Origin of the sequence: Isoptericola sp. NPDC056573 (assembly GCF_042793335.1) — a bacterium.
Classification (GTDB): Bacteria; Actinomycetota; Actinomycetes; order Actinomycetales; family Cellulomonadaceae; genus Isoptericola.
This window is the reverse complement of the sequence record NZ_JBHTUY010000010.1, coordinates 28,552-53,059: the sequence shown is the minus strand read 5'-3', so window position 1 is coordinate 53,059 and position 24,508 is coordinate 28,552. Positions and strand designations below refer to the sequence as shown.

22 protein-coding genes are annotated in these 24,508 nt (G+C 73.3%); 7 read left to right on the top strand and 15 right to left on the bottom strand.

Features of this window, described 5'->3' with window-relative positions:
* Positions 1 to 16: 16 nt before the first annotated feature.
* Entirely contained in the window at positions 17 to 787 is a 771-nt protein-coding gene (locus ACFQ8E_RS17025; RefSeq protein ID WP_430551752.1) for a Type 1 glutamine amidotransferase-like domain-containing protein, read from the bottom strand.
* An 82-nt stretch (positions 788 to 869) separates the two neighbouring features.
* On the opposite strand from ACFQ8E_RS17025, the gene ACFQ8E_RS17020 reads away from it, so the two are divergent.
* Complete coding sequence (locus ACFQ8E_RS17020) at positions 870 to 1,775, top strand: neutral zinc metallopeptidase (protein ID WP_430551751.1); 906 nt, start codon at positions 870 to 872, stop codon at positions 1,773 to 1,775.
* A 51-nt stretch (positions 1,776 to 1,826) separates the two neighbouring features.
* On the opposite strand, the gene ACFQ8E_RS17015 is transcribed toward ACFQ8E_RS17020, so the two are convergent.
* The 10 genes from ACFQ8E_RS17015 to ACFQ8E_RS16970 form a co-directional block, all read right to left on the bottom strand.
* Positions 1,827 to 3,527, bottom strand: coding sequence for an ATP-binding protein (locus ACFQ8E_RS17015; protein WP_430551750.1), 1,701 nt, complete (start codon positions 3,525 to 3,527; stop codon positions 1,827 to 1,829).
* Complete coding sequence (locus tag ACFQ8E_RS17010) at positions 3,524 to 3,742, bottom strand: hypothetical protein (RefSeq protein WP_430551749.1); 219 nt, start codon at positions 3,740 to 3,742, stop codon at positions 3,524 to 3,526. Before ACFQ8E_RS17010 ends, ACFQ8E_RS17015 begins: the two co-directional genes overlap by 4 nt.
* Positions 3,739 to 5,238, bottom strand: coding sequence for a glycosyltransferase (locus ACFQ8E_RS17005; RefSeq protein ID WP_430551748.1), 1,500 nt, complete (start codon positions 5,236 to 5,238; stop codon positions 3,739 to 3,741). Before ACFQ8E_RS17005 ends, ACFQ8E_RS17010 begins: the two co-directional genes overlap by 4 nt.
* Positions 5,235 to 5,978 carry a PHP domain-containing protein gene (locus tag ACFQ8E_RS17000; protein WP_430551747.1) on the bottom strand — a complete coding sequence of 248 codons (744 nt, stop codon included), beginning with the start codon at positions 5,976 to 5,978 and terminating at the stop codon, positions 5,235 to 5,237. The genes ACFQ8E_RS17005 and ACFQ8E_RS17000 overlap by 4 nt, the downstream gene beginning before the upstream one ends.
* Positions 5,975 to 6,976: an ATP-grasp domain-containing protein gene (locus ACFQ8E_RS16995; protein WP_430551746.1), complete on the bottom strand. Its 1,002-nt coding sequence runs from the start codon at positions 6,974 to 6,976 to the stop codon at positions 5,975 to 5,977. Before ACFQ8E_RS16995 ends, ACFQ8E_RS17000 begins: the two co-directional genes overlap by 4 nt.
* Entirely contained in the window at positions 6,976 to 8,085 is a 1,110-nt protein-coding gene (locus ACFQ8E_RS16990) for a response regulator (RefSeq protein WP_430551745.1), read from the bottom strand. Before ACFQ8E_RS16990 ends, ACFQ8E_RS16995 begins: the two co-directional genes overlap by 1 nt.
* A 210-nt stretch (positions 8,086 to 8,295) precedes the next feature.
* Positions 8,296 to 10,083: a beta-galactosidase family protein gene (locus tag ACFQ8E_RS16985; protein ID WP_430551744.1), complete on the bottom strand. Its 1,788-nt coding sequence runs from the start codon at positions 10,081 to 10,083 to the stop codon at positions 8,296 to 8,298.
* A 106-nt stretch (positions 10,084 to 10,189) separates the two neighbouring features.
* Positions 10,190 to 11,533, bottom strand: a complete 1,344-nt coding sequence (locus ACFQ8E_RS16980; protein WP_430551743.1) for an ABC transporter substrate-binding protein — start codon at positions 11,531 to 11,533, stop codon at positions 10,190 to 10,192.
* A 49-nt stretch (positions 11,534 to 11,582) separates the two neighbouring features.
* Positions 11,583 to 12,494 (bottom strand): carbohydrate ABC transporter permease, encoded by a 912-nt coding sequence (locus ACFQ8E_RS16975; protein ID WP_429763272.1) that lies wholly within the window; start codon positions 12,492 to 12,494, stop codon positions 11,583 to 11,585.
* Positions 12,495 to 12,497: 3 nt separating this feature from the next.
* Positions 12,498 to 13,337 carry a carbohydrate ABC transporter permease gene (locus tag ACFQ8E_RS16970; RefSeq protein ID WP_430551864.1) on the bottom strand — a complete coding sequence of 280 codons (840 nt, stop codon included), beginning with the start codon at positions 13,335 to 13,337 and terminating at the stop codon, positions 12,498 to 12,500.
* A 222-nt stretch (positions 13,338 to 13,559) separates the two neighbouring features.
* On the opposite strand from ACFQ8E_RS16970, the gene ACFQ8E_RS16965 reads away from it, so the two are divergent.
* The 6 genes from ACFQ8E_RS16965 (at position 13,560) to ACFQ8E_RS16940 (ending at position 21,343) form a co-directional block, all read left to right on the top strand.
* Complete coding sequence (locus ACFQ8E_RS16965) at positions 13,560 to 14,633, top strand: LacI family DNA-binding transcriptional regulator (RefSeq protein WP_430551742.1); 1,074 nt, start codon at positions 13,560 to 13,562, stop codon at positions 14,631 to 14,633.
* 183 nt (positions 14,634 to 14,816) lie between these two features.
* Positions 14,817 to 15,674 carry a pyruvate, water dikinase regulatory protein gene (locus tag ACFQ8E_RS16960; RefSeq protein ID WP_430551741.1) on the top strand — a complete coding sequence of 286 codons (858 nt, stop codon included), beginning with the start codon at positions 14,817 to 14,819 and terminating at the stop codon, positions 15,672 to 15,674.
* 76 nt (positions 15,675 to 15,750) lie between these two features.
* Positions 15,751 to 18,147 carry a phosphoenolpyruvate synthase gene (gene ppsA, locus ACFQ8E_RS16955; RefSeq protein WP_430551740.1) on the top strand — a complete coding sequence of 799 codons (2,397 nt, stop codon included), beginning with the start codon at positions 15,751 to 15,753 and terminating at the stop codon, positions 18,145 to 18,147.
* Positions 18,148 to 18,213: 66 nt separating this feature from the next.
* Positions 18,214 to 19,278 carry a proline racemase family protein gene (locus ACFQ8E_RS16950; protein ID WP_430551739.1) on the top strand — a complete coding sequence of 355 codons (1,065 nt, stop codon included), beginning with the start codon at positions 18,214 to 18,216 and terminating at the stop codon, positions 19,276 to 19,278.
* A 53-nt stretch (positions 19,279 to 19,331) separates the two neighbouring features.
* Positions 19,332 to 20,348 (top strand): Ldh family oxidoreductase, encoded by a 1,017-nt coding sequence (locus tag ACFQ8E_RS16945; protein ID WP_430551738.1) that lies wholly within the window; start codon positions 19,332 to 19,334, stop codon positions 20,346 to 20,348.
* On the top strand, positions 20,345 to 21,343 hold the full coding sequence (locus ACFQ8E_RS16940; RefSeq protein ID WP_430551737.1) for a proline racemase family protein: 999 nt from the start codon (positions 20,345 to 20,347) through the stop codon (positions 21,341 to 21,343). Before ACFQ8E_RS16945 ends, ACFQ8E_RS16940 begins: the two co-directional genes overlap by 4 nt.
* Before the next feature lie 129 nt (positions 21,344 to 21,472).
* On the opposite strand, the gene ACFQ8E_RS16935 is transcribed toward ACFQ8E_RS16940, so the two are convergent.
* The 4 genes from ACFQ8E_RS16935 to sufC are packed head-to-tail and all read right to left on the bottom strand — an operon-like array spanning position 21,473 to position 24,470.
* Complete coding sequence (locus tag ACFQ8E_RS16935; RefSeq protein ID WP_430551736.1) at positions 21,473 to 21,844, bottom strand: metal-sulfur cluster assembly factor; 372 nt, start codon at positions 21,842 to 21,844, stop codon at positions 21,473 to 21,475.
* A 26-nt stretch (positions 21,845 to 21,870) separates the two neighbouring features.
* Entirely contained in the window at positions 21,871 to 22,335 is a 465-nt protein-coding gene (sufU, locus tag ACFQ8E_RS16930; protein ID WP_430551735.1) for a Fe-S cluster assembly sulfur transfer protein SufU, read from the bottom strand.
* A 20-nt stretch (positions 22,336 to 22,355) separates the two neighbouring features.
* Positions 22,356 to 23,654, bottom strand: a complete 1,299-nt coding sequence (locus ACFQ8E_RS16925; protein ID WP_430551734.1) for a cysteine desulfurase — start codon at positions 23,652 to 23,654, stop codon at positions 22,356 to 22,358.
* Between the two features lie 48 nt (positions 23,655 to 23,702).
* Complete coding sequence (gene sufC, locus ACFQ8E_RS16920) at positions 23,703 to 24,470, bottom strand: Fe-S cluster assembly ATPase SufC (protein WP_429767169.1); 768 nt, start codon at positions 24,468 to 24,470, stop codon at positions 23,703 to 23,705.
* Between the last annotated feature and the right edge of the window lie 38 nt (positions 24,471 to 24,508).

The following is a 24,508-nucleotide window of genomic DNA, read 5'->3' as shown; positions in this document are numbered from 1 at the left end:
CGGCACCGCCCCGCCGTCAGGTGCCGGGGAGCCGGCGCACGTCGAGCGGGACCTCCCGGACGCCGTCGCCGTCGCGCTCGACGCGCAGGACGGGGCGGTCCGGGCGCTCGCTCACCGCGTCGACGGGCACGCCGTCGACGAAGCGCAGGGCCGCGTACTCGTCCACCGCGTAGCCGCCCGGGAGCGCCCCGGACGCCACCCAGCCCAGGTAGGCGTCGCGGCGGTCCTCCTCGCCCAGGTAGTGCGGGCACGCGCTGCCCGGGACGAAACCCAGGCCGTCGTCCAGGGGTGCGAGGGGGCCGAAGGAGTCGGTCGAGGAGGACTCGAACCAGCAGTTCATCCCGGCGCTGATGCCGGCGAGGACCGTCCCCTGCGCCGCGGCGCGGGCGAGCAGGTCGGGCAGGCCGTGCCGCCGCCAGACGACCAGCAGGTTCGCCGTCGAGCCGCCGCCCACGTAGACGACGTCCTGCTCGAGCAGCAGCTCCGGGTCGGCGTAGCCCCACGGCTCGTGGCAGAAGAGCGAGAGCACGGACGTCCGGGCCCGCCCGGCGAACGCCTCCTCGAAGCGGTGCGCGTACCCGTTGTCGTCCCCGCTCGCGGTCGGCACGAAGCACACCTTCGGCGTGTCCTTGCCGGTGAGGTCGAGCAGGTGGTCGTCGATCGCCGAGGAGCCGTCGTCCGACATCGAGAACCCGCCCCCGCCGAGGGCGAGCACCGTACCGGTCGTTCTCGTGGGCATCGTCGTGGGCCTCGTCGTGGGCATCGTCGCGGGCATCGTCGCGGGCATGGCCGGAGCCTACGGAGCGGGCACCCGTCGGCGCTCCCCATTTCCCGCGCGATCGCTCCGGCTGGGGCCTAGCGTGGTGCTCGTGACCTTCAACGAGGGCGGCGAGTTCGAGGGCGGCCGGGTCCGCAAGGGCGCGGGCGGACGGCGCGGCGCGGTCGTCGGCGGCGGCATCGGCGCCATCGTCGTCGCGCTGCTGGCCGTGTTCCTCGGCGGCGGCGACCTGGGCCAGCTCACCGGCGCGCTGGGCGGCGCCGTCCAGGACGCCGGGGCGCCCGCGGGGGACGGACAGGAGCAGTACGTCGAGGGCTGCACCGCCGAGCAGGCGAACACCGATCGCGAGTGCCGGCTGTCCGCCACGGTGCAGTCGCTCGACGCCTACTGGGACCGCGTGCTGCCGCAGCAGGCCGGGGTGGAGTACGCGCTGCCCCCGGTGGAGAGCTTCTCCGGGTCGACGACGACGGGGTGCGGCTCCGCGACCAGCGCGACAGGGCCGTTCTACTGCCCGCCCGACCAGACCGTGTACGTCGACGTCTCGTTCTTCGACCAGCTGAGCTCCCAGTTCGGCGCCGAGGGCGGGCCGCTCGCCGAGGAGTACGTCGTGGCGCACGAGGTGGGACATCACGTCGAGCAGCTCACCGGCGCCATGGACGCCGCCGACCGCCGCGGCAGCGGGCCCGAGTCCGACTCCGTGCGGATCGAGCTCATGGCCGACTGCCTCGCGGGCATGTGGGCGGGCTCCGCGGCGACGGAGGTCGACCCCGACACGGGGGTGACGTTCCTCGACCCGATCTCCCCCGCCGAGCTGCGGCAGGCTCTCGACGCCGCCGCGGCCGTCGGCGACGACCGCATCCAGCAGCAGGCCACCGGCCAGGTCAGCCCGGAGGGCTTCACCCACGGCACCTCCGAGCAGCGGGTGCGGTGGTTCACCGTCGGTTACGAGGGCGGCACCCTCACCGACTGCGACACCCTGTCCGCCCGCACGCTCTGACGGGGCGCTCCTCGGCGTCGACGCCCGTCAGCCGGCGGTCTCGCCCTCCCCTCACGCCGACCCGGGCAGGCGCACGGTGAACGTCGTGCCTTCCCCCACCACGCTGGCGATCGTCAGCGTGCCGCCGTGGGCGTCGATGATCGCCTTCGAGATGGACAGCCCCAGCCCGACGCCGGGGATGCGTCGCTCGGTCGCGGTGGACGCGCGGAAGAACCGGTCGGTGAGGCGCCGCACCTCGTCGCCGGGGATGCCGACGCCCGTGTCCTGGACGGTCAGGACTGCGGCCGGTCCGCCGTCCTCGTCCGTCCCGGGGGCGGCGCGGACCGTGACCGTCCCGCCGCGCGGCGTGAACTTCAGCGCGTTCGACACCAGGTTGTCGACCATCTGCCCGAGCCGGGTGGCGTCGCCGTCCAAGGGCACCTCGGCCTCGGTCCCGTCGACGAGGTCGACGCCGGCGGCCCGGGCCTGTGGCGCGGCGGTACGCAGGGCGCCGGCCGTGATCGTGCGCAGGTCGGTCGGCTCGGGCGCCACCGTGAACCGTCCGGCGTCCACCTGCGCCGTGAGCAGCAGGTCCTCCACCAGTCGCAGCAGGCGCCGCGCGTTGCGCTCCACGACCGCGAGATAGTCGCGCTGCTCGTCGGTGAGGTTCCCGTCGTCGAGGCCCAGAAGCTCCAGGTAGCCGAGGAGCGAGCTGATCGGGGTGCGCAGCTCGTGGCTCACGTAGCCGAGGAACTGGTCCTTGGCCCGTTCCGCCTCGAGCTGCTCCGTGATGTCGGTCGAGACGAAGAGGTACCCGGTGTGGCGCACGGACGGCTGCGGCAGGCGGCGGGTGACGGTGACCCGCACCGTCCCGGCGCTCTCCCCGCGCCGCAGCAGCGTCCAGTCGCGCACCTGGACCCCGCCGTCCATCGCGGCGCCGAGCAGGCCCTGCAGGCGCACCGACGCCGGGTCCTCGTCCGGCATCGGCCGCAGCCCGGCCTCCGCGGCAGCCACGTCGAGCTCCGTGGGCAGGCGCAGCTCCAGGATCGAGTGCCCCACCGCCTCACCGGCCGCCCAGCCGGTGAGTCGCTCGGCGCCCTGGTTGAACACCTCGATCCGGCCCTGGACGTCCGTGGCCACGATCGCCTGCTCCGTGGCGGCGTCGACCAGCCCGGCCATGAGGTCGCGCGACGTGCGCAGCTGGCCGGTCAGCTCCTGCAGCCGCGCGTTCCGGCTGCGCTGGCTCTGTGCCGCGGCCGCGACGAAGGACGCGAGGGCGAGGCTGATGAGCGGGATCAGGACGGCTCGCACGATCGAGCTCTGCTGGTCCACCACGTGGCCGTGCCACAGGCGCGGGGCCGCGACCACCGCGGAGGCCGTGATCGTCGCCAGCACGATCCCCCGCCACCCCCCGTTCCAGGCCAGCGACACGACCGGGAGGAGGACGAGCGACGTGAAGTAGATCGCCGTGAACGACGTGCCGCGCTCCAGGAGCACGATCGCGAGCGCGCTGACGATCGGGAGCACGTCCTGCGCCGCCGGCGGCCACCGGTGCCACGGGGCGAACGCGGCCGCGGCGAGCACGAGCAGCTCCACGAGGGCGCCCGCGACGATGAACCAGCCCGACGCGACGGGCACCCCCGCGAGCGGGACCAGCGCCAGCGACACGGCATACAGGACCCCGAAGACGACCTGGCGCTTGAGCACGGTGTCGATCCGCGCCCACGCCGCGCGCACGGGGGCGAACCGTCCCAGCGGCGCGTCGACGCTCACGAGAACAGGGGCCCCGCGTGCAGCGCCAGAACGACCAGGGTCGCCGCGAGGGCCACGCCCGCGGACAGGAAGAGCCAGCGCTCCCGGCGTCGGTTCGTCCGGGTCTCGTCCTCGAGCGCGTCCGGGGCGAGCGTCGCCCACCACTCCTGGCGCTCCCGGCGGGTGCGGGGCTCCGCGGCCGTGCCGGCCGGCCGCTCGTCGGGCGAGGTGCTCATCCCACGACCTTCCCTGTCTTGATCGTCTTGTCCCAGGCCGTCGACGCCCCGCGGGCCTCCTTGACGTACGCGTCGAGGGTGATCGCGCACAGCAGCGGGCCGAACCCGACCACGTACAGCAGCAGGTTCGCGAGCCAGTGCAGCCGCGTCACGCCGTCCACCGCCCGCACGAGCCACGCCAGCAGCATCGCCACCAGCGGCCACGCGTACAGGAGGTACAGGAGCACCGACCGCCCCGTGGGGGACACCTCGAGCCCGAACAGCGACGGCAGGCGCTGGTCCCACAGCCCCGGGTACCAGGCGGCCACCATGACGACCAGCGACCCGATGCCGGGGAAGGTGAGCGCCTCGAACCAGGTGCGTCGCGCGGTGCGCGGGTCCACGAGCACCGTGAGCACGGTGACGTACACGTAGGCGACCACGGCCACCCACCACAGCGTCCGGAAGACCGCGATCGCGGACACCTGGTCGATCGCGTGCAGCACGACCAGCCCGACCGACGCGGCCGTGGCCGCGACCGGCAGCAGGTAGACCGAGAACCAGATGAGCCCGAACGACAGCGACCCCAGGCGGTGCCGGCGCGACGGGCGGAACCACACCCGGCGGAACCGCGACGTGATCTGCACGTTCCCCCGCGCCCAGCGCACGCGTTGCTTCCACAGGGCGCGGACCGACTCCGGCTCCTCGGCGCGCACGATCGCCGTCGGGTCGAAGACGACGCGACGCCCGGCCAGCTGCGTGCGGAAGGTGGTGAAGGTGTCCTCCGCGAGCGTCGTCGTGTCGATCTCGCCGCCGAGGTCCTCGAGGTTGGCCCGCGAGTGCAGCTGCGCGCCCCCGGCCAGGCAGGCGAGCACGCCCAGCACGTTCTGGGCGCGGCGGGCGGCGGCCTGCGCGGTGACGTACTCGTAGCCGATGAACCGCGCCACCGGCCCGGGCCGCTGGCTGCCCTCGGTGATGTAGCCCGTGACGGCACCCACCTCGGGGTCCGCGAGGTGGCGGGTCATCCGCCGCAGGGAGTCCGGCCGGTAGACGACGTCGGCGTCCATGATGAGCAGGGCCTGCATCCAGTCGTCCGCGAGCGCCGCGCGGATCCCGTGGTTGAGGGTGTGCGCCTTGCCCTGCCCGCCCTGTTCGCGCCGCAGGTGCTCGATGCGGCCGGGGTAGGCCTCGGCCATCGCCCGCGCGACGTCCGGGGTCTCGTCGGTGCTCGCGTCGTCGACGACGAACACCCGCAGCCGGTCGGGCGGGTACTCCAGCCGCATCAGGCGCTCGAGCGAGGCGGCGAGCACGGCGCCCTCGTTCCACGCCGGGACCACGACCACCACGCGCGGCAGGTACGGTCCCGATCGCTTCCAGTGGTTCTTCACGGCGTGGAACGGCAACAGCAGGTACTGGTAGACGCCGGCCGCCACGGGGACCACGCCGCACACGACGAGGACCATGCAGACGATCGTCACGATCCTCGTCACCGGGTCGTCGCTGAGCTCGAGGGTCATGCGTCACCGCCCAACCAGCGGTAGCGCCCGACGTCGCGGGCGTCGTGCGCGTCCGTCGACGCGACGAGGTCGACCCCCGCGGCCCGCAGGGCGCCGGCGACCCGCGCGCCCGGGCACCGCCACTTCTCGTTGACCTCGACGACGCCGCCCGCGGCGCGCAGCGCGTCCGCCAGGGCGTCCAGGTGCTCGACCGTGACCTCGTCCTCGGCCAGCCCGATCTTGGGCAGGATCGAGAACGGGTGGGCGAGCTGCGCCGGGCCGCTCGCGGCGAGCGCACGGGCGTAGGCCGTGACGAGGAAGCCCACGGCGTCCGCAGCCGGGAGGCCGGCCGCGAGGCGCTCCCGGGCCACCCGCGGGCTCCACGGCCCGTCGGGGGCGGGCAGCTGGTGGTCGGCCAGCAGCACGCGCCCCGGCCCCCGCGGCGCGCCGACGGCGGCCAGCACCTCCGGGGGCGCGTCGACGGAGCCGGTGGTGTCGAGGAGCTTGGCCTCGACACCGGTGAGGACCGTCAGCCCCTCCGGCGGGTCGAGCGCCTCGGCCGCCCGCAGGAAGTCGGGCACGTGCGTCGCGCCGCGGCGCACGTGCTCCACCATCCGCACGACCGTCAGCCCACGGTCCCGGGCGGCGTCCAGGTTCTCCGCCAGCGTGCTCACCGCGTCGTCGGAGAACGTCGAGTGCACGTGGTGGTCGCCGCCCAGGTCGAGGCCGGTGGGGGCGGGGGCGCCCGCGGGGGTGGTCACGAGGGCGCCCCGTCGTCGGCCCGGCCGACGCGGGGCTCGGGCAGGATCTCTCCCACCGGGAGGAAGCGGTCCTCGAGGAAGCGCACGTTGGCCAGCTCCCGGAAGTCGACGTGCCGCGGGACCTCCCGCCCCAGCACCGCGTCGAGCGTGAGGGACGGCATGTCCACCCCGGCGGCGATCGTGAGCGGCATCGCACCCGGGAACCGGGGGTTCACCTCGAGCAGGGCCGGCACGCCGTCGCGGTCCCGCTTGAGCTGGACGTTGGCCACGGTGGTGAGGCCGATGACCCGCGCCACCTCGGCGGCGGTCGCGACGAGGGCGTCGTCGTGCAGGGTCACGCCGGCGACGGACACCCCCGAGTCGACGCGCAGGCGGGCCCTCGGGACCGCCGCCACCACGTGCCCGGACGCGTCGGCGAGCACGTCCACGGAGTACTCGTCGCCGGGCAGGAGCTCCTGGACCAGCAGGTCCTCGGTGCCGCGCACGGCCTCCAGCTCGGCCTGGTCGGTCACGAGGCGCACCCCGCGGGAACCGGCACCGCGGCGCGGCTTGACGATCACGGGGAAGTCCCAGCCCTGGTCCGCTCCGGACTCCCCGAGCAGCTCGGTGCGCGGCACGCGGACGTGGCCCGCGCAGGCGCGGGCGAGCGCCAGCTTGTCCAGGGCCGTCTCGAGCGTCGCGAGGCTCGGCGACGCGAGCGTGGTGCCCGCCCGCGCGAGCCGGTCGCGCGCGGCGGCCAGGCGAGGCAGCTCGACGTCGACGGTCGGGAACAGCACCTCGATGCCGTCCTCGGCGCACAGGAGCGCGACGCGCTCGACGAAGTCGTCCGCCAGCCCCGGGGGCACCAGCCGGCGGCGCCCGTCCGGCACGAGGTAGATGCCGCTGGCCCAGCGGTCCATGTCCGCGGCATAGACCTCGACGTCCCCGCGCGCGAGCAGCGAACGGATCACCGCCACCCCCGCCGGTCCCCCGGCCCCCGTCACGAGCACCCTCGTCATCAGGCTCCCCCTCGTCCCTCGGAGCGGGACGCCGGGACGGCGGCGCCGTGCTCCTCGTCCTCGTCCTCGTTCGCGCCCGCGGACTGTCGTCGACCGAGCAGCTGGCTGGCGCGCAGCATCTCGAGCGGCTCCACGTACTCGCCTCCGCCGTACCGCGACCAGTAGCGCGCGGTGGCCCGGACCAGGTCCGGCTGCATGTAGTCCCGGTGGGACTGCGACACGAACGCCGCGAGCATGCGCAGCTTCGTCTCGACGAACCCGTCGACGGGCACGAACCGCGTGGGCCGGAACTCGATGGTCGCCGACGGGCTCTGGTAGCAGGCGACGGTGGAGACGCGCCGCGCCGCCACGTCCACGGCACGGTGCACGGTGCGGTGGTCCTGGTGACGGTCGTTCGCCGAGTGCGTGTAGACGATCGTCGGCCGCACCTCGGCGATCACCTCCTCGATCGCGGTGATCGCCGTCGCCAGGTCGATCCGGGTGTCCTCGAGGTCGCGCACGACGAGCCCCGCCCCGATCTCGGCGGTCGCGGCGGCCGCCTCCAGCCGCCGGTCGGCGGCCACACCGCCCACAGCACCGCCCGACAGGACCAGGACCGTGACCTCGTCGCCGGCGGACCGGTGGGACGCGAGAGTCGCCCCCACCCCGATCTCGACGTCGTCGGGGTGCGCGCCCACGGCGAGCACCCGGTCGGTGGGCCTCGCCCGCCGGCGCGCGGCGTCCACGAGGGCGTGCGCCCGCTCGACGAGCCGCGCGGAGTCCAGCGGCTTGACCAGGAACTCGTCGGCGCTCTCGCGCAGCGCCTCGACGGCGTACTCGACGCTGGCGTGCGCGGTCATGACGATCACGGGGATCCCCGGCACGCGCTCGCGGGCCTCGTGGATCAGCTCCAGGCCGGACAGGCCCGGCAGCTCGACGTCGGTGACGAGCAGCTCGGGGTGCTCGTCCAGGCGCTCGAGCGCGGTGTCGCCGTCGCCGGCGACCGCGACGTCCATCCCGCCGAGTCGCGTCAGGACGGTGCGCACGTACGCGGCGGCGTCCGGGTCGTCCTCCACGACGAGCACGCGCGGGCGGTCCTGCCGGCCGTCCGCCCCTCCTGCACCCGTCACGTCGACCACGATGCCAAAGGACCACGCCGACCGCGCGCCGGCGCCGTCGCGTCAGTGGTCCACGTCGCCGTCGCTCCGCGCGGGTCGGGGTGTGGGGGCGGGCCTCGACGTGGTGGGCCGGTTCCCGGCCGCGACGACCGCGGTCACGAGGTGATGCCCGCCCCTGGCGGGCACGAGCCAGGGGTCGGGCCCCCGCTCCCGGCGACGCCGTCAGGCCTCCGTCGGGCCGAGGTCGGGGGCGGCGACGAACCTGGCGCGCGGTGCGGCCGCGCCGTGCAGCTCCAGCAGCAGCAGCTCGTTGCCGGTGGCGCGCACCAGCGGCCCCGGCACGGCGAGCGTGCCCGTGGGGCCCTGGCTCGAGTACCGCCCGAGCAGCTCGCCGTTGACCCAGGCGAGCCCCCGCGTCCAGCCGTCCAGGCGCAGGAAGTGGTCGGCGCCCGCGACGGAGTCGAACGCGCCGCGGTGGAACGACGGCCCGCCGACCGGTGCGTCGGCGCCGCCCGCCGTCGCCCACTCGGCGTCGGCCAGGAGCGCCGGGGCGTCGTCGAGACGCAGGGGCACGGCCTCCCAGTCGGTGAGGGCGCGGGTGGCGGTGCGCACCGTCCCGACGATCCCCTTGGGCTCGCCGATCCGGGGGCCGTAGTTGACGCGGCCGCGGTCCTCGACGAGCAGGGTCAGCGTGCCCGCCCGGCGCGGCAGCGGCAGCGACCAGGCGTGGGTGGTGCGGTCGAGCACGCCGACCGGGTCGCCGTCGAGCGCCACGAGCGCCCGGTCGCGCACCTCGTCCACCACGAGGACCGCGTCCTCGGCCGTGACCCGCGTGCCGTACAGCACGAACCCGGACCACTGACGCAGGTCGTCCATCGTCGGCGGCTGGGCGGACGACGTCCGCGACCTCGGCCCGGACACCAGGTCCAGCACGGCGTCGAGCGCCGCGCTCCGGTCGAGGACGACGTCGAGCGCCGGCGCCGGCGCCGGCTCGACGGGCACCTCGTCGGGCACCGGAGCGTGCTTGGCGATCACCGCGCGCAGGGCGTGGAACTTCGCGGTGGGCGCGCCGTGCTCGGACAGCGGCGCGTCGTAGTCGTACGACGTGGTGATGGGCAGGTACGTGCCCTTGTCGTTGGCCCCGTTGGTCAGGCCCAGGTTGGTGCCGCCGTGGAACATGTAGAGGTTGACCGACGCGCCCGCGCCGAGCAGGTCGTCCAGGTCGGCCGCCGTGGTCTCCGGGGCGGTGACGTGGTGCTCCAGACCCCACGAGTCGAACCAGCCGTCCCAGAACTCCGTGCACATCAGCGGCCCGGTGGGCTGGTGACGACGCAGCACGGCGAGGCGCTCGAGGGACCGAGAGCCGAAGTTCGCCGTCTTGTGCAGCTCCGGCAGGCCGCCGAGCGAGAGGTGCTCGTCGTCGGCCTGGTCGCACGTGAACAGCGGCACGTCGATCCCCTGGGCCCGCGTGAGGTCGACGAGCGCGCGCAGGTAGCGCGCGCGCTCGTCGACGGGCACGCCCGGGTAGGCGCCGTACTCGTTCTCCACCTGCACCAGGAGCACCGGGCCGCCGCGCGTCACCTGCCGCTCGGCCACCAGCGGCAGCAGGTGCGCGTAGTAGGTGCCGATCGCGTCCAGGAACGCCGGGTCGTGCCGGCGCACCCCCGTGCCCCCGTCCGCGAAGAGCCACGCCGGCAGCCCGCCGCCGTCCCACTCCGCGCAGATGTACGGCCCGGGGCGCACGATCGCGTGCAGCCCCTCCGCCGCGACCAGGTCCAGGAACCGGCCCAGGTCGCGCCGGCCGGTGAGGTCGAACCCGCCCGGCTCCGGCGCGTGGAAGTTCCACGGCACGTACGTCTCGATCGTGTTCAGCCCCATCAGCCGCGCCTTGCGGATCCGGTCGGCCCACCGGTCGGGGTGCACGCGGAAGTAGTGCAGCGCCCCGCTGATCACCTGGAAGGGGCGGCCGTCGAGCAGGAAGTCCCGCTCGCCGATCTCGAACGTGGGCATGGGGCGGGGCACCTCTCCGGGTCTGCGGGGCGAAGGTCGGGCACGGGTGTCCCTGCGGTCAGGCCTCCGGGGCCCGGGAGCCCGACCGCAGGAACGCTCGCCGGGACTACTTGTTGACGGTGAAGCCCTGGCCGTTGCCGTACGTGGCGGACTGCTCCTGCCACGTCGCCAGGCCGTCCGTCAGCGGGGTGCCGGAGACGTACGCCTGGCCCACCGTGTCGTTGAAGATGGAGTTCGCGTAGACCTGGAACGGCAGGTACTGCCAGCCCTCCACGACGTTCGCGGCGGAGTCGGCGAGCACCTCGTTGATCTTCTGGCCGCCGAAGTACTCGGACTCGGCGCCGCGGAACTCGTCCGACTCGAGGTCGGCCGTGGTGGCGGGGAACGCGCCGCCGTCGAGGCGGGCCTGCACGCCGTCGCCGTTCGTGGCGTAGTCGACGAAGGCGTAGGCGAGCTCGGCGTTCTCGCTCGCGGCTGGGACGGTCAGCGACGAGCCGCCGTTCTCCGACGTGGCGTGCTGCCCGGCCTCCCACTGCGGCATCTCGGCGACGCGCCACTTGCCCTCGCCCTGCGGGACGCCGGACTCGAGGTTGGCGGGCATCCACGCGCCGATGGTCAGGGTGGCGATGGTGCCGTTGCCGAGGCCCTGGTACCACTCGTCGCTCCACGAGCCGACGGGGGCCAGCAGGTCCTCGTCGATCAGCTGCTGCCACACCTCGGCGAACTTCTGGGTGCCCTCGTCGCCGGCGAAGTCGATCGTCACGTCCGTGCCGTCCACCTGGTACGGGTGGCCGCCCGCCTGCCAGATCATGCTGGTGGTGAAGCCGGCGTCGCCGATGTCGTTGGCGATGTAGGCCTTCGGGTCCTTCTCGTGGATGGTCCGGGCGGCCTCGAGGTACTCGTCCCACGTGGTCGGCACGTCGACGCCGTACTTGGCGAAGACCTCCTCGTTGTAGAAGAGGGCCATGGGGCCGGAGTCCATGGGCAGGCCGTAGACGCCGTCGCCGCTGTGCACGGAGTTCCACGGGCCGGTGCTGAACGTGCCGTCCAGCTCGTCCGCGCCGAGCGGGCCGAGGTTCGTCAGCGCCTCGGAGATGGCGAACTGCGGCACGGCGTAGTACTCGACCTGGGCGACGTCGGGCACCCCGTCGCCGGCCGAGATCGCGTTCTGCAGGGCCGTGTACTGGTCGTTGCCCGTCCCGACGTTCTCGAGGTTCACCGTGACGTTCGGGTACGTCTTCTCGAAGTCCGTCACGACCTGCTCCAGCGTGGGCTCCCACGCCCAGACGGTGATCTCGCCGCCCTTCTCGAGGACGGCGGCGGTGTCGACGGGCGCGGCCTCGCCGCCGCCCGAGCCGGCGTCGTCTCCGGAGCCGCAGGCGGCCAGGCCGAGGGCGAGCACGCCGGCGAGGGCGGTACCGCGCGCCAGGTGGCGGGATCGTGCGTTCATGGGGTCCTCACTTCATCGTCAGACGGGGATACGCGGGGAGGTACGGGGGTCATTCCTTGACGGACCCGGCGGCCAGGCCGGACTGCCAGTAGCGCTGCAGCAGCAGGAAGGCGGCGACCAGCGGCAGGATCGTCAGCAGGGCGCCGGTGATGACCAGGTTGAAGATCGCCTCGCCGCCGGCGGTGGCGGCCTGCGCGTTCCAGGCGTTGAGCCCGAGCGTCAGGGGGTACCAGGACGAGTCGCGCAGCATGATCAGCGGCAGGAAGTAGTTGTTCCAGGTGGCGACCATCGTGAACAGCAGCACCGTGACGATCCCGGGCGCGAGCAGCGGCAGGCTCACGCGGAAGAAGGTGCGGAACTCGCCCGCCCCGTCGATCCTGGCCGCCTCGAGCAGCTCGCCCGGTATGGCCTCCGCCGCGAAGGTCCACATGAGGTACAGCCCGAACGGCGAGATCAGGGACGGGATGATCACGGCCCACGGCGTGTTCGTCAGGCCCAGCTGGCTGAACATGAGGAACGTCGGGACGGCGAGCGCCGTGCCCGGCACCGCGACGGCGCCGATGACGAGGGCGAACACCCCGCGCTTGCCCGGGAAGTCGAACTTCGCGAGGGCGTAGCCGCCCAGGATGGCGAGGAACGTCGCGCCGCCGGCGCCCACCACCACGTACAGCACGGTGTTGCCGAACCACCGCACGAAGACGCCGTCGTCGTAGGTGAGCGTGGTGACGATGTTGTCCCACAGCGAGAACGAGTCGCCGAACCAGAGGCCGAACGAGGAGAACAGGTCCTCCTGCGTCTTGGTCGCGTTGATGAGCAGCCAGGCGAGCGGCACCAGCGAGTACACGAGCACGACGGCGGTGAGCACCGTGAGCAGCGGGCTGCGGCGCGGCCGGGCCACCGAGTGGTGGCGCGGGGTGCGCAGCCGCGGGGCGGGACGGGCGGGGGCGGTCAGCGTCGACACGGGTCACGGCTCCTTGCGCATGCCGCGCAGCTGCACCACGTAGGCGATCACCATGGTGATCAGGCCCATGATGATGGCCACGGTCGCGGAGTAGTTGTACTGCTGGCCGGAGAACGACAGCGAGTAGGCGTACAGGTTGGGCGTGTACGACGTCGTGATGGCGTTCGGGGCGAGCGACTGCAGGATGCTGGGCTCGTTGAACAGCTGGAAGCTGCCGATGATCGAGAAGATCGTGGCGATGACGAGCGCGCCGCGGATGGCGGGCAGCTTGATGGCGCTGATGACGCGCCACTGGCCGGCGCCGTCGATCTCCGCCGCCTCGTACAGCGAGTGCGGCACCACGCGCAGCGCGGAGTAGAAGATCAGCATGTTGTAGCCGACGAACTCCCAGGTCACGATGTTGCCGATCGAGGCCAGGACGAGGTCCGGCGACAGGGGGTTCGGCAGGCTGATGCCGAAGGCGTCGTTGAGGTTGCCCACCAGGCCGAACCGCGTGCCGTACATGAAGCCCCACATGAGGGCCGCGACGACGGCCGGCACCGCGTAGGGCATGAAGATCGAGATGCGGAAGAAGCTCTTGCCGTACAGGCGGCCGCTGTCGATCGCGAGGGCGACCAGCAGCGCGATGCCGAGCATGATCGGCACCTGCACCACGAGGAACAGGCTGACGCGTCCCAGCCCCGCCCAGAACTGCGGGTCGGCGAGCGCCTGCGCGTAGTTCTCGAGCCCGACGAACGTGGTGCCGCCCACCATCTGCGTGCGGAACACCGACAGGTAGAGCGAGTAGGCGATCGGCGCCAGGAACACCAGCACGAACACGACCATGAACGGGCCCACGAACATCCATCCCGTCCAGCGCCGACGACTGCGGCGCACGACGGGCACAGCGGTGCGGGCGGGCGGCGAGGATGCCGGAGCGTCAGCGGTCACGAAGCAACTCCCAGGAGGACGGGCGGGCCAAATGTTTACGTAAACATCATGGCCGGACTAGAGTGTCGCGAGGCGCCAGGGATGTCAAGCCCTCGGACGCCGGCGGAGTCACGAGAGGCGGCACGAGAGGCGGCGATGGTGGAGACGAACGGCGCGCCCGGCGTGCGGTCCCGAGGGCGCGGACGCCCCCGGACGGCCCCCTCGATGGCCGAGGTCGCGGCGCTCGCGGGCGTCTCCTCTCAGACCGTCTCCCGCGTCTCGATGGGGCTCGACAACGTCAGGCCCGCGACGCGCGAGCGCGTGCTCGCCGCGATGGCCGAGCTGGGCTACGCCCCCAACACCGCCGCCCGCGCGCTGCGGTACGGCAGCTTCCGCACCCTCGGGGTCATCGCCCACCGGCTGGCCCGTACGGGCGAGTCGCGCACCGTCGAGGCCGTCGTCGAGGCCGCCCGCGCGGAGGGCTACACCGTCACGATCGTCGACGTCGAGAGCCCCTCCCCCGACGACGTCTCCGCGGCCGTCACGCGCCTCTCCCACCAGGCGATCGACGGGCTCGTCATCGTGCGCGCCGAGTCCGCGACCCCGGACACGCTCGCCCTGCCGGCGCAGCTGCCCGTCGTCGTCTCCGACTCGCGCTTCGTGGGGACGCACCCCGCCGTGCGCGCCGACCAGACCGAGGGCGCCCGTCTCGCCGTGCAGCACCTGCTGGACCTGGGCCACCGCACCGTGCACCACGTCGCGGGCCCGGACGACTCGCTTCCCGCCCGCAGCCGCACCGACGCCTGGCGCGCCACGCTCGAGGCGGCCGACCGGACCGTCCCCGAGCCCCTGCACGGCGACTGGACCGCGCGGACCGGGTACGCCGTCGGCCGCGAGCTCGCCGCCGACCCGGACGTCACCGCCGTGTTCTGCGCCAACGACGAGACCGCCGCCGGCATGCTGCACGCCCTGCACGAGGCCGGGCGCCGCGTGCCGGACGACGTGTCCGTCGTCGGCTTCGACGGCATCACCCTCGCCGAGCACCTGTGGCCGCCGCTCACCACCGTGGAGCAGGACTTCGCCCGCATCGGCAGCAGCCTCGTCGACCTGCTGCTGCGCCAGGTGCGCGACGACGTCGACCTCAGCGGCACGCACGAGACCGTGCCCGTGCGCCTCGTGGTGCGCGAGAGCACCGGTCCGGCGCCGCGCACCGGAGCGCGCACCCCCTGACGCCGTCGGGCGGGCTCGCGTCACGCTCCACGATCCGTCGTCCGAGCCGGGGACACGCACCGGCGCGCCAGAAGTTAACCGTCATTCACATGGTGGGCGTAGGGTGCGCAGCACGACGCCCGTCACGCTCGGCGGGCCGGGCGGCTCGAACGACGAGATCCTGGACCTCGGAGGTGACGGCGGATGACAGCACTCCGGGCGACGTCCGGCGACGACGCCGGCACGCCGCCGCCGCGCGAACGGGCGGTCTACTTCGTCTCCGACGGCACGGGCATCACGGCCGAGACGCTGGGCAGCGCCCTCCTCGTCAACTTCCCTGCCATCACGTTCCGCCGCCACACCGTGCCGTTCGTCGACACCGACCGCGCCGCGCGCGACCTCACCGCCGAGATCGACCGGTCCGCGGCGGACGGGCTGGCCCCGATCGTCTTCACCACCGTGCGGGCGCCGGCGGTCCGCGAGGAGCTCGACCGGTCGCGGGGTGTCCTGATCGACCTCCTCGGCGGGCATCTCGTGGAGCTCGAGCAGGCCCTGGGCACGACGTCCAGCGAACAGCTCGTCCCGTCCCACGGCGTCGGCGACCTGGAGCGGTACTTCGCCCGCATGCGCGCGGTCGAGTACGCCATCGAGCACGACGACGGGCAGAGCCGGCGCGCGCTCGACCTCGCCGACGTCGTGATCATCGCGCCCTCGCGCTGCGGCAAGACCCCCACCACGATGTACCTCGCGCTGCAGCACGGGCTGCTCGTCGCGAACTACCCCCTCACCGAGGACGACTTCCCGGCCGACGGCCTGCCACCCGCCGTCGCCCCGTACGCCGCGCGGTGCTTCGGCCTCACCACGACGCCCCTGCGCCTGAGCCAGGTGCGCCACGAGCGCCGCCCGCACTCGCGGTACGCGAGCCTCGGCCAGTGCCGGCTCGAGCTGCGCCAGGCCGAGGACCTCTACCGCCGCACGCGCGTCCCGTTCCTCAACTCCTCCACCAAGAGCGTCGAGGAGATGTCCGCCGTCATCCTCCAGACCATGAAGCTGCGCGGCTGACGGCACCGCACGATCCGCACCCACGACCCGCACCCACGATCCGCACCCACGATCCGCACCCACGAAGGGACCGACGATGGCCCATATCCTCTGGTTCGACGAGATCGGCATGGACGACCTGGCCCGGGTAGGCGGCAAGAACGCCTCCCTCGGGGAGATGGTGTCCCGGCTCGCGGCGGCCGACGTCCGCGTGCCGCGCGGGTTCGCCACGACGGCCGAGGCCTACCGCCGGTTCCTCGAGCACGACGACCTCGCCGGACGCATCCGCGCCGCCGTCGAGGGCCTGGACACGGACGACGTCACCGCCCTCGCGCGGGTGGGGTCCGCCGTGCGGGGCTGGGTCGAGGCGCAGCCGTTCCCGGCCGACGTCGAGGCGGACCTCCGCGCGGCGTTCGCGAGGCTGGTCGCCGAGGACCCCGAACCGGAGCAGGTGACGTGGGCGGTGCGCTCGAGCGCCACCGCCGAGGACCTGCCCGACGCGTCGTTCGCCGGGCAGCAGGAGACCTTCCTCAACATCGGGGGCATCGACAACGTGCTCCACGCCGTGCGTTCCGTCTTCGCCTCCCTGTACAACGACCGTGCCATCGCCTACCGCGCGCACCACGGGTTCGACCAGCACGACGTCGCGCTCTCGGCCGGGGTGCAGCGGATGGTGCGCTCGGACGTCGGCGCCTCCGGCGTCATGTTCACGGTCGACACCGAGTCGGGGTTCGACCAGGCGGTCTTCGTCACCAGCTCGTACGGGCTCGGGGAGGCCGTGGTGCAGGGCGCGGTCAACCCGGACGAGTTCTACCTCTACAAGCCCGCGCTGCGCGCCGGCCGGCCGGCGGTCCTCAAGCGGTCCGTCGGCGAGAAGGCGGTCGCCATGCGCTACGCCGCCGGCCGGCACGTCGGCGGCAGCACGGTGTTCGCCGACGTCGACCCCGCCGAGCGCGCGCGCTTCTCCCTCACCGACGCCGAGGTGACCGAGCTGGGCCGCATCGCCCTCGTCATCGAGGAGCACTACGGCCGCCCGATGGACATCGAGTGGGGCAAGGACGGGGTGGACGGCAGGCTCTACGTCCTGCAGGCCCGCCCCGAGACCGTGGTCTCGCGCGACTCGGGGAACGTCATGCGCCGGTTCACGCTGCGCGAGCAGGGCACGGTCCTGCTCGAGGGGCGCGCCATCGGGCAGAAGATCGGCGCCGGCCGCGTCCGGGTGCTGTCCTCGGTCGACCAGATGCACGACTTCGCCCCCGGCGACGTGCTCGTCGCGGACATGACCGACCCGGACTGGGAACCCATCATGAAGCGCGCCGCGGCGATCGTGACGAACCGCGGCGGGCGCACCTGCCACGCCGCGATCATCGCGCGCGAGCTCGGCATCCCGGCCGTCGTGGGCACCGGCTCCGCCACGCACGACCTGCCCGACGGGCACGAGGTGACCGTCTCCTGCGCGGAGGGCGACGAGGGACGCGTCTACGCCGGGCTGCTGGCGTTCGACGACGAGGCGACCGAGCTCGACCGGATGCCCGAGCCGCCCGTGAAGATCATGATGAACGTCGGCACGCCCGACCAGGCGTTCTCCTTCGCCCGGCTGCCGAACCACGGCGTCGGGCTGGCCCGTCTCGAGTTCATCATCAACCGGCAGATCGGCATCCACCCCCGCGCCCTCCTCGACGCGGACGACCTGCCCGCCGAGCTGCGGGACGAGGTCGCGAACCGCGTCGCCGGGTACCCCACCCCGCGCGAGTACTTCGTGCAGCGCGTCGCCGAGGGGGTGTCCACGATCGCCGCCGCCTTCGCGCCCGAGCCCGTCATCGTGCGGCTCAGCGACTTCAAGTCGAACGAGTACGCCAACCTCCTCGGCGGCACGCTGTACGAGCCCGACGAGGAGAACCCGATGATCGGCTACCGGGGCGCGTCCCGGTACCTCTCCCCCGACTTCCGCGAGTGCTTCGACATGGAGTGCGAGGCGCTGCGCCGCGTGCGCGACGACATGGGGCTCACCAACGTGCGGGTCATGATCCCGTTCGTGCGCACCCTCGACGAGGCGGAGGGGGTCGTCGCCCTCCTCGCCGAGAACGGGCTGCGGCGCGGCGAGAACGACCTCCAGGTCGTCATGATGTGCGAGGTGCCGTCCAACGCCCTGCTCGCCGACGAGTTCCTCGAGCACGTCGACGGCTTCTCCATCGGGTCCAACGACCTGACCCAGCTCACGCTCGGCCTCGACCGTGACTCCGCGCTCGTCGCCCACACGTTCGACGAGCGCGACGCCGCCGTCCGGAAACTCCTCGGGCTCGCCATCGACGCCTGCCGCCGCCACGGCAAGTACATCGGCATCTGCGGGCAGGGGCCGTCCGACCACGCCGACTTCGCCCAGTGGCTCGTCGAGCGCGGCATCGGGTCCGTGTCCCTCAACCCCGACACCGTCGTCGACACCTGGCTCGCGCTCGCGGCCGCCTCCGGAGGCGAGCACTCTCGCATGCTCTGACCTGAAGGTTCGCGCACGGTCTCGACGGGGAGCCCCGCGTCGTCGGGTTGCCGTAGGGTCGCGCGCATGACCGACCAGAGCGGTGCCGCCGCCACCGACGGACGGCCTCGGATCTTGGGGCCGGTGCGGACGATCGACTACCACACGGCGGGCGAGCCGTTCCGCATCGTGCCGGCGCCTCCCGTACCGATCCCCGGCGCGACCGTCGCCGAGCGTCGTGAGCGTGCGATCGACGACCCGGACGTCGACGGCCTGCGCCGCCTGCTGTGCTTCGAGCCGCGCGGTCACGCCGACATGTACGGAGGCTTCGTCACCCCGCCGGACGACGACGGCGCGCACCTCGGCGTCCTGTTCTGGCACAAGGACGGGTTCTCCACCGCGTGCGGTCACGGCACGATCGCGCTCGGGGCATGGGCCGTGCGCTCCGGCCTGGTGCCCGCCGACCCGTCCGGGGTCACCGACGTGGTGATCGACGTGCCGTCCGGGCGGGTGACCGCCCGCGTGCGCACCGGTGACGACGGCCGGGTGCGCGAGGTCGACTTCGTGAACGTGCCGAGCGCGCTGGTCGACGCCGGGGTGCCGGTGACGACGAGCCGCGGCGAGATCCGCGCCGATCTCGCCTGGGGCGGCGCGCTGTACGCGTGCGTCGACGCCGCGAGCGCCGGCCTCACGGTGACGCCCGAGAACCTGGGCGAGCTCATCGCCCTCGGCCGCGAGGTCAAGGCCGCCCTCGCGGGCGACGCCCGCCTCGAGCACCCGACCGACCCGCGGCTGAGCGGCCTGTACGGGACCATCGTCGTCGACGACCTCGGCACGTCGCCCGACGGGGGCCCGCACCAGCGGAACGTGACGATCTTCGCCGACGGCCAGGTCGACCGCTCCCCCTGCGGGTCCGGCACGGCGGCGCGGGTCGCCGTCCTCGCCGCCACGGGACGGCTGGGCGACGGACAGGTGCTCGTCCACGACTCGATCGTCGGCACCCGGTTCCGCGCCCGGGTCCTGGAGCGCGTGACCGACGAGGGCCGCGACGCCGTCGTCCCGGTCGTCACCGGCACCGCGCACCACGTCGCCACGTCCGTGTTCGAGGTCGACCCGGACGACACGCTGACCCCCGGGTTCGTGCTGCGCTGAAATGGCGCACCGTGGCGCAGTGAGGCCGCGGTGCCGGATACGGTGGGCCGCGTATGAATCACGACGAAATCCCTGTCGCGGCATCCGCGACGGCCGCCGCAGCTGACCGGAGCATCGAGCGGGACGCGCTCGTCGACCTGTGCGAGAGGGCCGTCCGCGGGGCGGGTGGTTCGTCCGACACGGCGCGTGCGCTCGCCGAGGCGGTCGTCGCCGCCGAGTTCCGCGGCAGGCCGGCCGTCGGCGTCGCGCACCTGTTGGACTTCCTCCGCGCGATCTCGGACGGCCGCCTCCACGGCGATCCGAGCCCCGTGGTCGAGCGGCGGCGTACGTCGATCGTCGTGGCCGACGCCGATCGCGGCGCGGCCCAGGTCGCGTTCGCCCGCGCGCTCCCCACGGTGCTCGACGGGGCACGCGAGGCCGGTGTCGCCGCCCTGAGCATCCGGAACTGCTTCCCGACGGGCGAGCTCGCCCACTACGCGTTGGCGGCGGCGCGAGCGGGATTCGTCGCCCTCGCCGCCACGAACTCGCCGGCGCTGCTGGCGGCCTACGGCTCCCACGTGCCGATCACGGGCACCAACCCGCTGGCGTTCGCGCTGCCGCACCCCGACGGGCCTCGGGCGTTCGACCAGGCGGCGAGCGAGACCGCCTGGGTCTCGGTGCGACAGGCCGCCGAGCGCGGCGACCCGATCCCCGCCGGGTGGGCCCTCGGGCCGGACGGCGCGCCGACCGACGACGCCTCCGCCGCGCTGGCCGGCGCACTCCTGCCGTTCGGCGGGGTCAAGGGCGCGAACGTCGCCGTCATGGTCGAGATGCTCGCGACGCTCTCGGGTGGCGCGTTCTCCGTCGATGCGGCGCCGTTCGACCGCGGCAGCGTCTCGCCGGCGGTCGGGCTCTTCCTCCTGCTGCTCGACCCGTCCGCCTTCGATCCTGGTTTCGTGGAGCGCGCCGAGGCGCACCACCGCCGGCTCGCGGCGGAGCACGGCGCCGACTTCGGTCGACGCAAGCCCGAGCCCGCCACCGTGCGGCTGCCCGCGGCGGTACGTGACGAGCTCGAGGAGTGGGCACGATGAGGACCGACCGGACGATCGAGACCGTCGAGGCGCACACCGAGGGTCTCCCGGTGCGCGTGGTCACCGGTGGGGTCGAGGCGTTCCCGGGCGCTGACATGGCCGAGCGGCGTCGGTGGTTCATCGAGAACTCGGACGAGCTGCGCACCTACCTGATGTGCGAACCACGCGGCCACGGCTGGATGTCCGGGGCGGTCCTGCAGCCGCCCACCCGCCCCGACGCGGACTGGGGCGTGCTGTTCATCGAGGTCACGGGAGTGCTGCCGATGTGCGGGGCGGGGACGATCGCCGTGGCGACCGTGCTCGTCGAGACCGGGATGGTGCCCGTCGTCGAACCTGTCACGACGATCCGGCTGGACGCCCCCATCGGTCTGATCACCGCCGAGGTGCGGGTGCGCGACGGACGTGCCGAGGACGTCACGATCGTCAACGTGCCGTCGTACGCCCACGAGCTCGACCGGCGTCTCGACGTCCCGGGGTACGGCGAGGTCCTGTGCGACATCGCGTTCGGAGGCAACTACTACGCCTTCGTCGACGCCGAGTCGCTCGGCATCCCGTTCGCGCGGGACCGCGTCGACGAGCTGATCGTCGCCGGTCGCGCCGTCATGGCCGCCGTGAACGACCAGGCCCGGCCCGTGCACCCGGAGACGGGCTACTCCGGCTGCGAGCACACCGTGTTCCTGGCTCCGGGATCCGACGCGGCGCGCGCCCGCCACGCGCTGATCAACCACCCCGGCTGGCTCGACCGGTCCCCCGGCGGCACCGGGACGAGCGCCCTGATGGCCGTGCACCACGCCCGCGGGCGGCTCCAGCGCGGCCAGGCCTTCGTCAACGAGTCGTTCATCGGCACCGAGTTCACCGGCCGCGTCGTCGAGGAGACGACCGTCGCCGGCTACCCGGCGATCGTGCCCGCCATCACCGGCCGGGCGTGGGTGACCGGCTCGGCGCGGTTCGTGCTCGACCCGACGGACCCCTTCCCCGCCGGCTTCACCGTCTGACCCCGGGCGAGCGCGGCCCGCGGTGCCGCCCGTCACGACCGGTCGAGCCGATGTCGTGACCCCGGGAGGACGACGAAGGCCTCGCCCCGAGAGAGACGAGACCTTCGATCCGACGTCGCCGACTGTCTCTCAGACGTTGAAGCCCAGCATCCGCAGCTGCTCGCGGCCCTCGTCGGTGATCTTCTCCGGTCCCCACGGCGGCATCCAGACCCAGTTGATGCGGAAGCCGTCGACCAGCCCCTCGAGCGCGGTGCCGGCCTGGTCCTCGATGACGTCCGTGAGCGGGCAGGCCGCCGACGTGAGCGTCATGTCGATCGTGGACATGTTGTTCTGGTCCACCTGGATGCCGTAGACGAGCCCCAGGTCGACCACGTTGATGCCCAGCTCGGGGTCGATGACGTCGCGCAGGGCCTCCTCGACGTCCGCCGCCGTGGTGGGCGTGGGGGCCGCGGCCGGCTCGGCGACGGGCGGGGCGGCCGCGTCGGTCGTGTTCTCGGTCATCGTGTCCTCTCAGGTTCAGGTCGGCTTCAGCCCAGCGCGCCGCTGCGCGCCAGCGAATCCTTGAGCGCTGCCCAGCCGAGCAGCGCGCACTTGATGCGGGCGGGGTACTGCGAGACGCCGGTGAACGCGCTCGCGTCGCCGAGGGCGTCCAGCGCGTCCTCGTCGTCCAGGCCCTTGCCCCGCGAGGCCATGAGGTCGTGGAAGACGGCGTCCAGGCGCGCGACGTCGGCCAGGTCGTGCCCGGTGACGAGCTCGGTCATCACGGAGGCGGACGCCTGCGAGATGGAGCAGCCCTGTCCCTCCCAGGACACGCCCGACACTGTGGAGCCGTCGACGTCCACGCGCAGCGTGATCTCGTCGCCGCAGGTCGGGTTCACCTGGTGCGACTGCCCCGACCGGTGGTCGGCGGGCGCGTCCACGAGACCCCGCCCGTGCGGGCGCTTCGCGTGGTCCAGGATCACCTGCTGGTACATCTGCTCGAGCGAGCTCACTGCTGTCCTCTCCGCCTACGTCAGTCCACACCGAAGAACGCGCGCACGCCCGCCAATGCTTCCCGGAACGCGGCGATCTCCTCGGCCGTGGTGTACACGGAGGCCGACGCGCGCGCCGTCGCGGCCACACCGAACCGGCGGTGCAGCGGCTGCGCGCAGTGGTGCCCGACGCGGACGGCGATGCCCTTGTCGTCGAGCACCTGCCCGACGTCGTGCGCGTGCACGCTGTCGACGACGAACGACACGACGGCGAGACGGTCGCGCGCGTCGGCCGGCCCGACGATCCGCACGCCCGGGATCTCGCCGATGCGCACCAGCTCGGCCGCGAGCTCGCGCTCGTGCTCGGCGACACGGTCCATGCCGAGCTCGTCCAGCCACTGCGCGGCCACGCCCATGCCGACGGCCTGGGCGACCATCTGCGTGCCCGCCTCGAACCGCTGCGGCGGCGGGGCGTAGGTGGTCTCGGCCATGGTGACGACCTCGACCATCGACCCGCCGGTGGTCACCGGGGGCATGGCCTCGAGCAGCTCCCGGCGCCCGTACAGCGCACCGACGCCGGTGGGGCCGAGCATCTTGTGCGCGCTGAACGCCGCGAGGTCCACGTCCAGGGCGTGCAGGTCCACGGGCAGGTGCGGCACGGACTGGCACGCGTCGAGCACCGTGAGCGCCCCGACCTTCTTGGCGGCGGCGACCAGCTCGGCCACGGGGGCGATCGCGCCGGTCACGTTCGACACGTGGCCGAACGCCACCACACGGGTGCGCCCGGTGATCACGCTCGCGACGTCGGACAGGTCGATCCGCCCGTCGTCGTCGACCCCGAACCAGCGCAGGACGGCGCCCGTGCGGGCGCACAGCTCCTGCCACGGCACGAGGTTGGCGTGGTGCTCCGCCTCGGTGACGACGATCTCGTCGCCCGGGGCGAGCCGGAACCGCTCGGCGGCGGCGCCCCCGCGCCCGGCCGTCGCGTTCGAGAACGCGTAGGCGACGAGGTTGAGCGCCGCCGTCGCGCCGGACGCCCAGACGATCTCGTCGGTGTCCGCACCGACAAAGGCGGCGACGGCCGACCGGGCGTCCTCGAACGCCTCGGTCGCCTCCTCCGCGAGCTGGTGCGCGCCCCGGTGCACGGCCGCGTTGCGCTGCTCGTAGAAGTCGACCTCGGCCTCGAGCACGACGTTCGGCTTCTGCGACGTCGCGGCGGAGTCCAGGTAGACGAGCGGCCGGCCACCCCGCACCGTGCGCCCGAGCAGCGGGAAGTCCGCGCGCACGGCGGCGAGCTCCGCCGCGGTGAGCGACGGGCGCACGGTGTCGGTGGTGGTCATGCTGTCCTCCTGGTGACGGCTCCTGGTCGAATCCTCTCGACGAGGAGGTCAGGCCATCGTCGCGCCGGTGCCGACGTACTTGTCGTAGCCGTTCTCCTCGAGCTGCTCCGCGAGCTCGGGGCCGCCCTCCTCGGCGATCTTGCCGTCGACGAAGACGTGCACGAAGTCCGGCTTGATGTAGCGCAGGATGCGCGTGTAGTGCGTGATGAGCAGGACGCCGACGTCGGTGTTCGACTTGGCGCGGTTCACGCCCTCCGACACGACGCGCAGCGCGTCGACGTCGAGGCCGGAGTCGGTCTCGTCGAGGATCGCGAAGTGCGGCTTGAAGAGCTCCATCTGCAGGATCTCGTGGCGCTTCTTCTCACCGCCGGAGAAGCCCTCGTTGACGGAGCGCTCGGCGAAGGTCGAGTCGATGCGGAGGTTCTCCATCGCACCCTTGACCTCCTTGCCCCACGTGCGCAGGGCGGGCGCCTCGCCGTCGATGGCGGTCTTGGCGGTGCGCAGGAAGTTCGCCACCGACACGCCCGGCACCTCGACCGGGTACTGCATGGCGAGGAACAGGCCGGCGCGGGCGCGCTCGTCGACGGTCATCGCGAGGAGGTCCTCGCCGTCGAGCGTGACCGTGCCCGAGGTCACCGTGTACTTCGGGTGGCCGGCGAGGGCGGAGGCGAGGGTCGACTTGCCGGAGCCGTTCGGCCCCATGATGGCGTGCGTCTCGCCCGAGTTGATGGTGAGGTCGACGCCGCGCAGGATCGGCTTGGCGCCTTCCTTGGTCTCGACGCTGACGTGCAGGTCGCGGATCTCCAGGGTGGGCATGCTTCGTGTCTCCAGGTCTGTGTTGCGAAAGTCTGAGG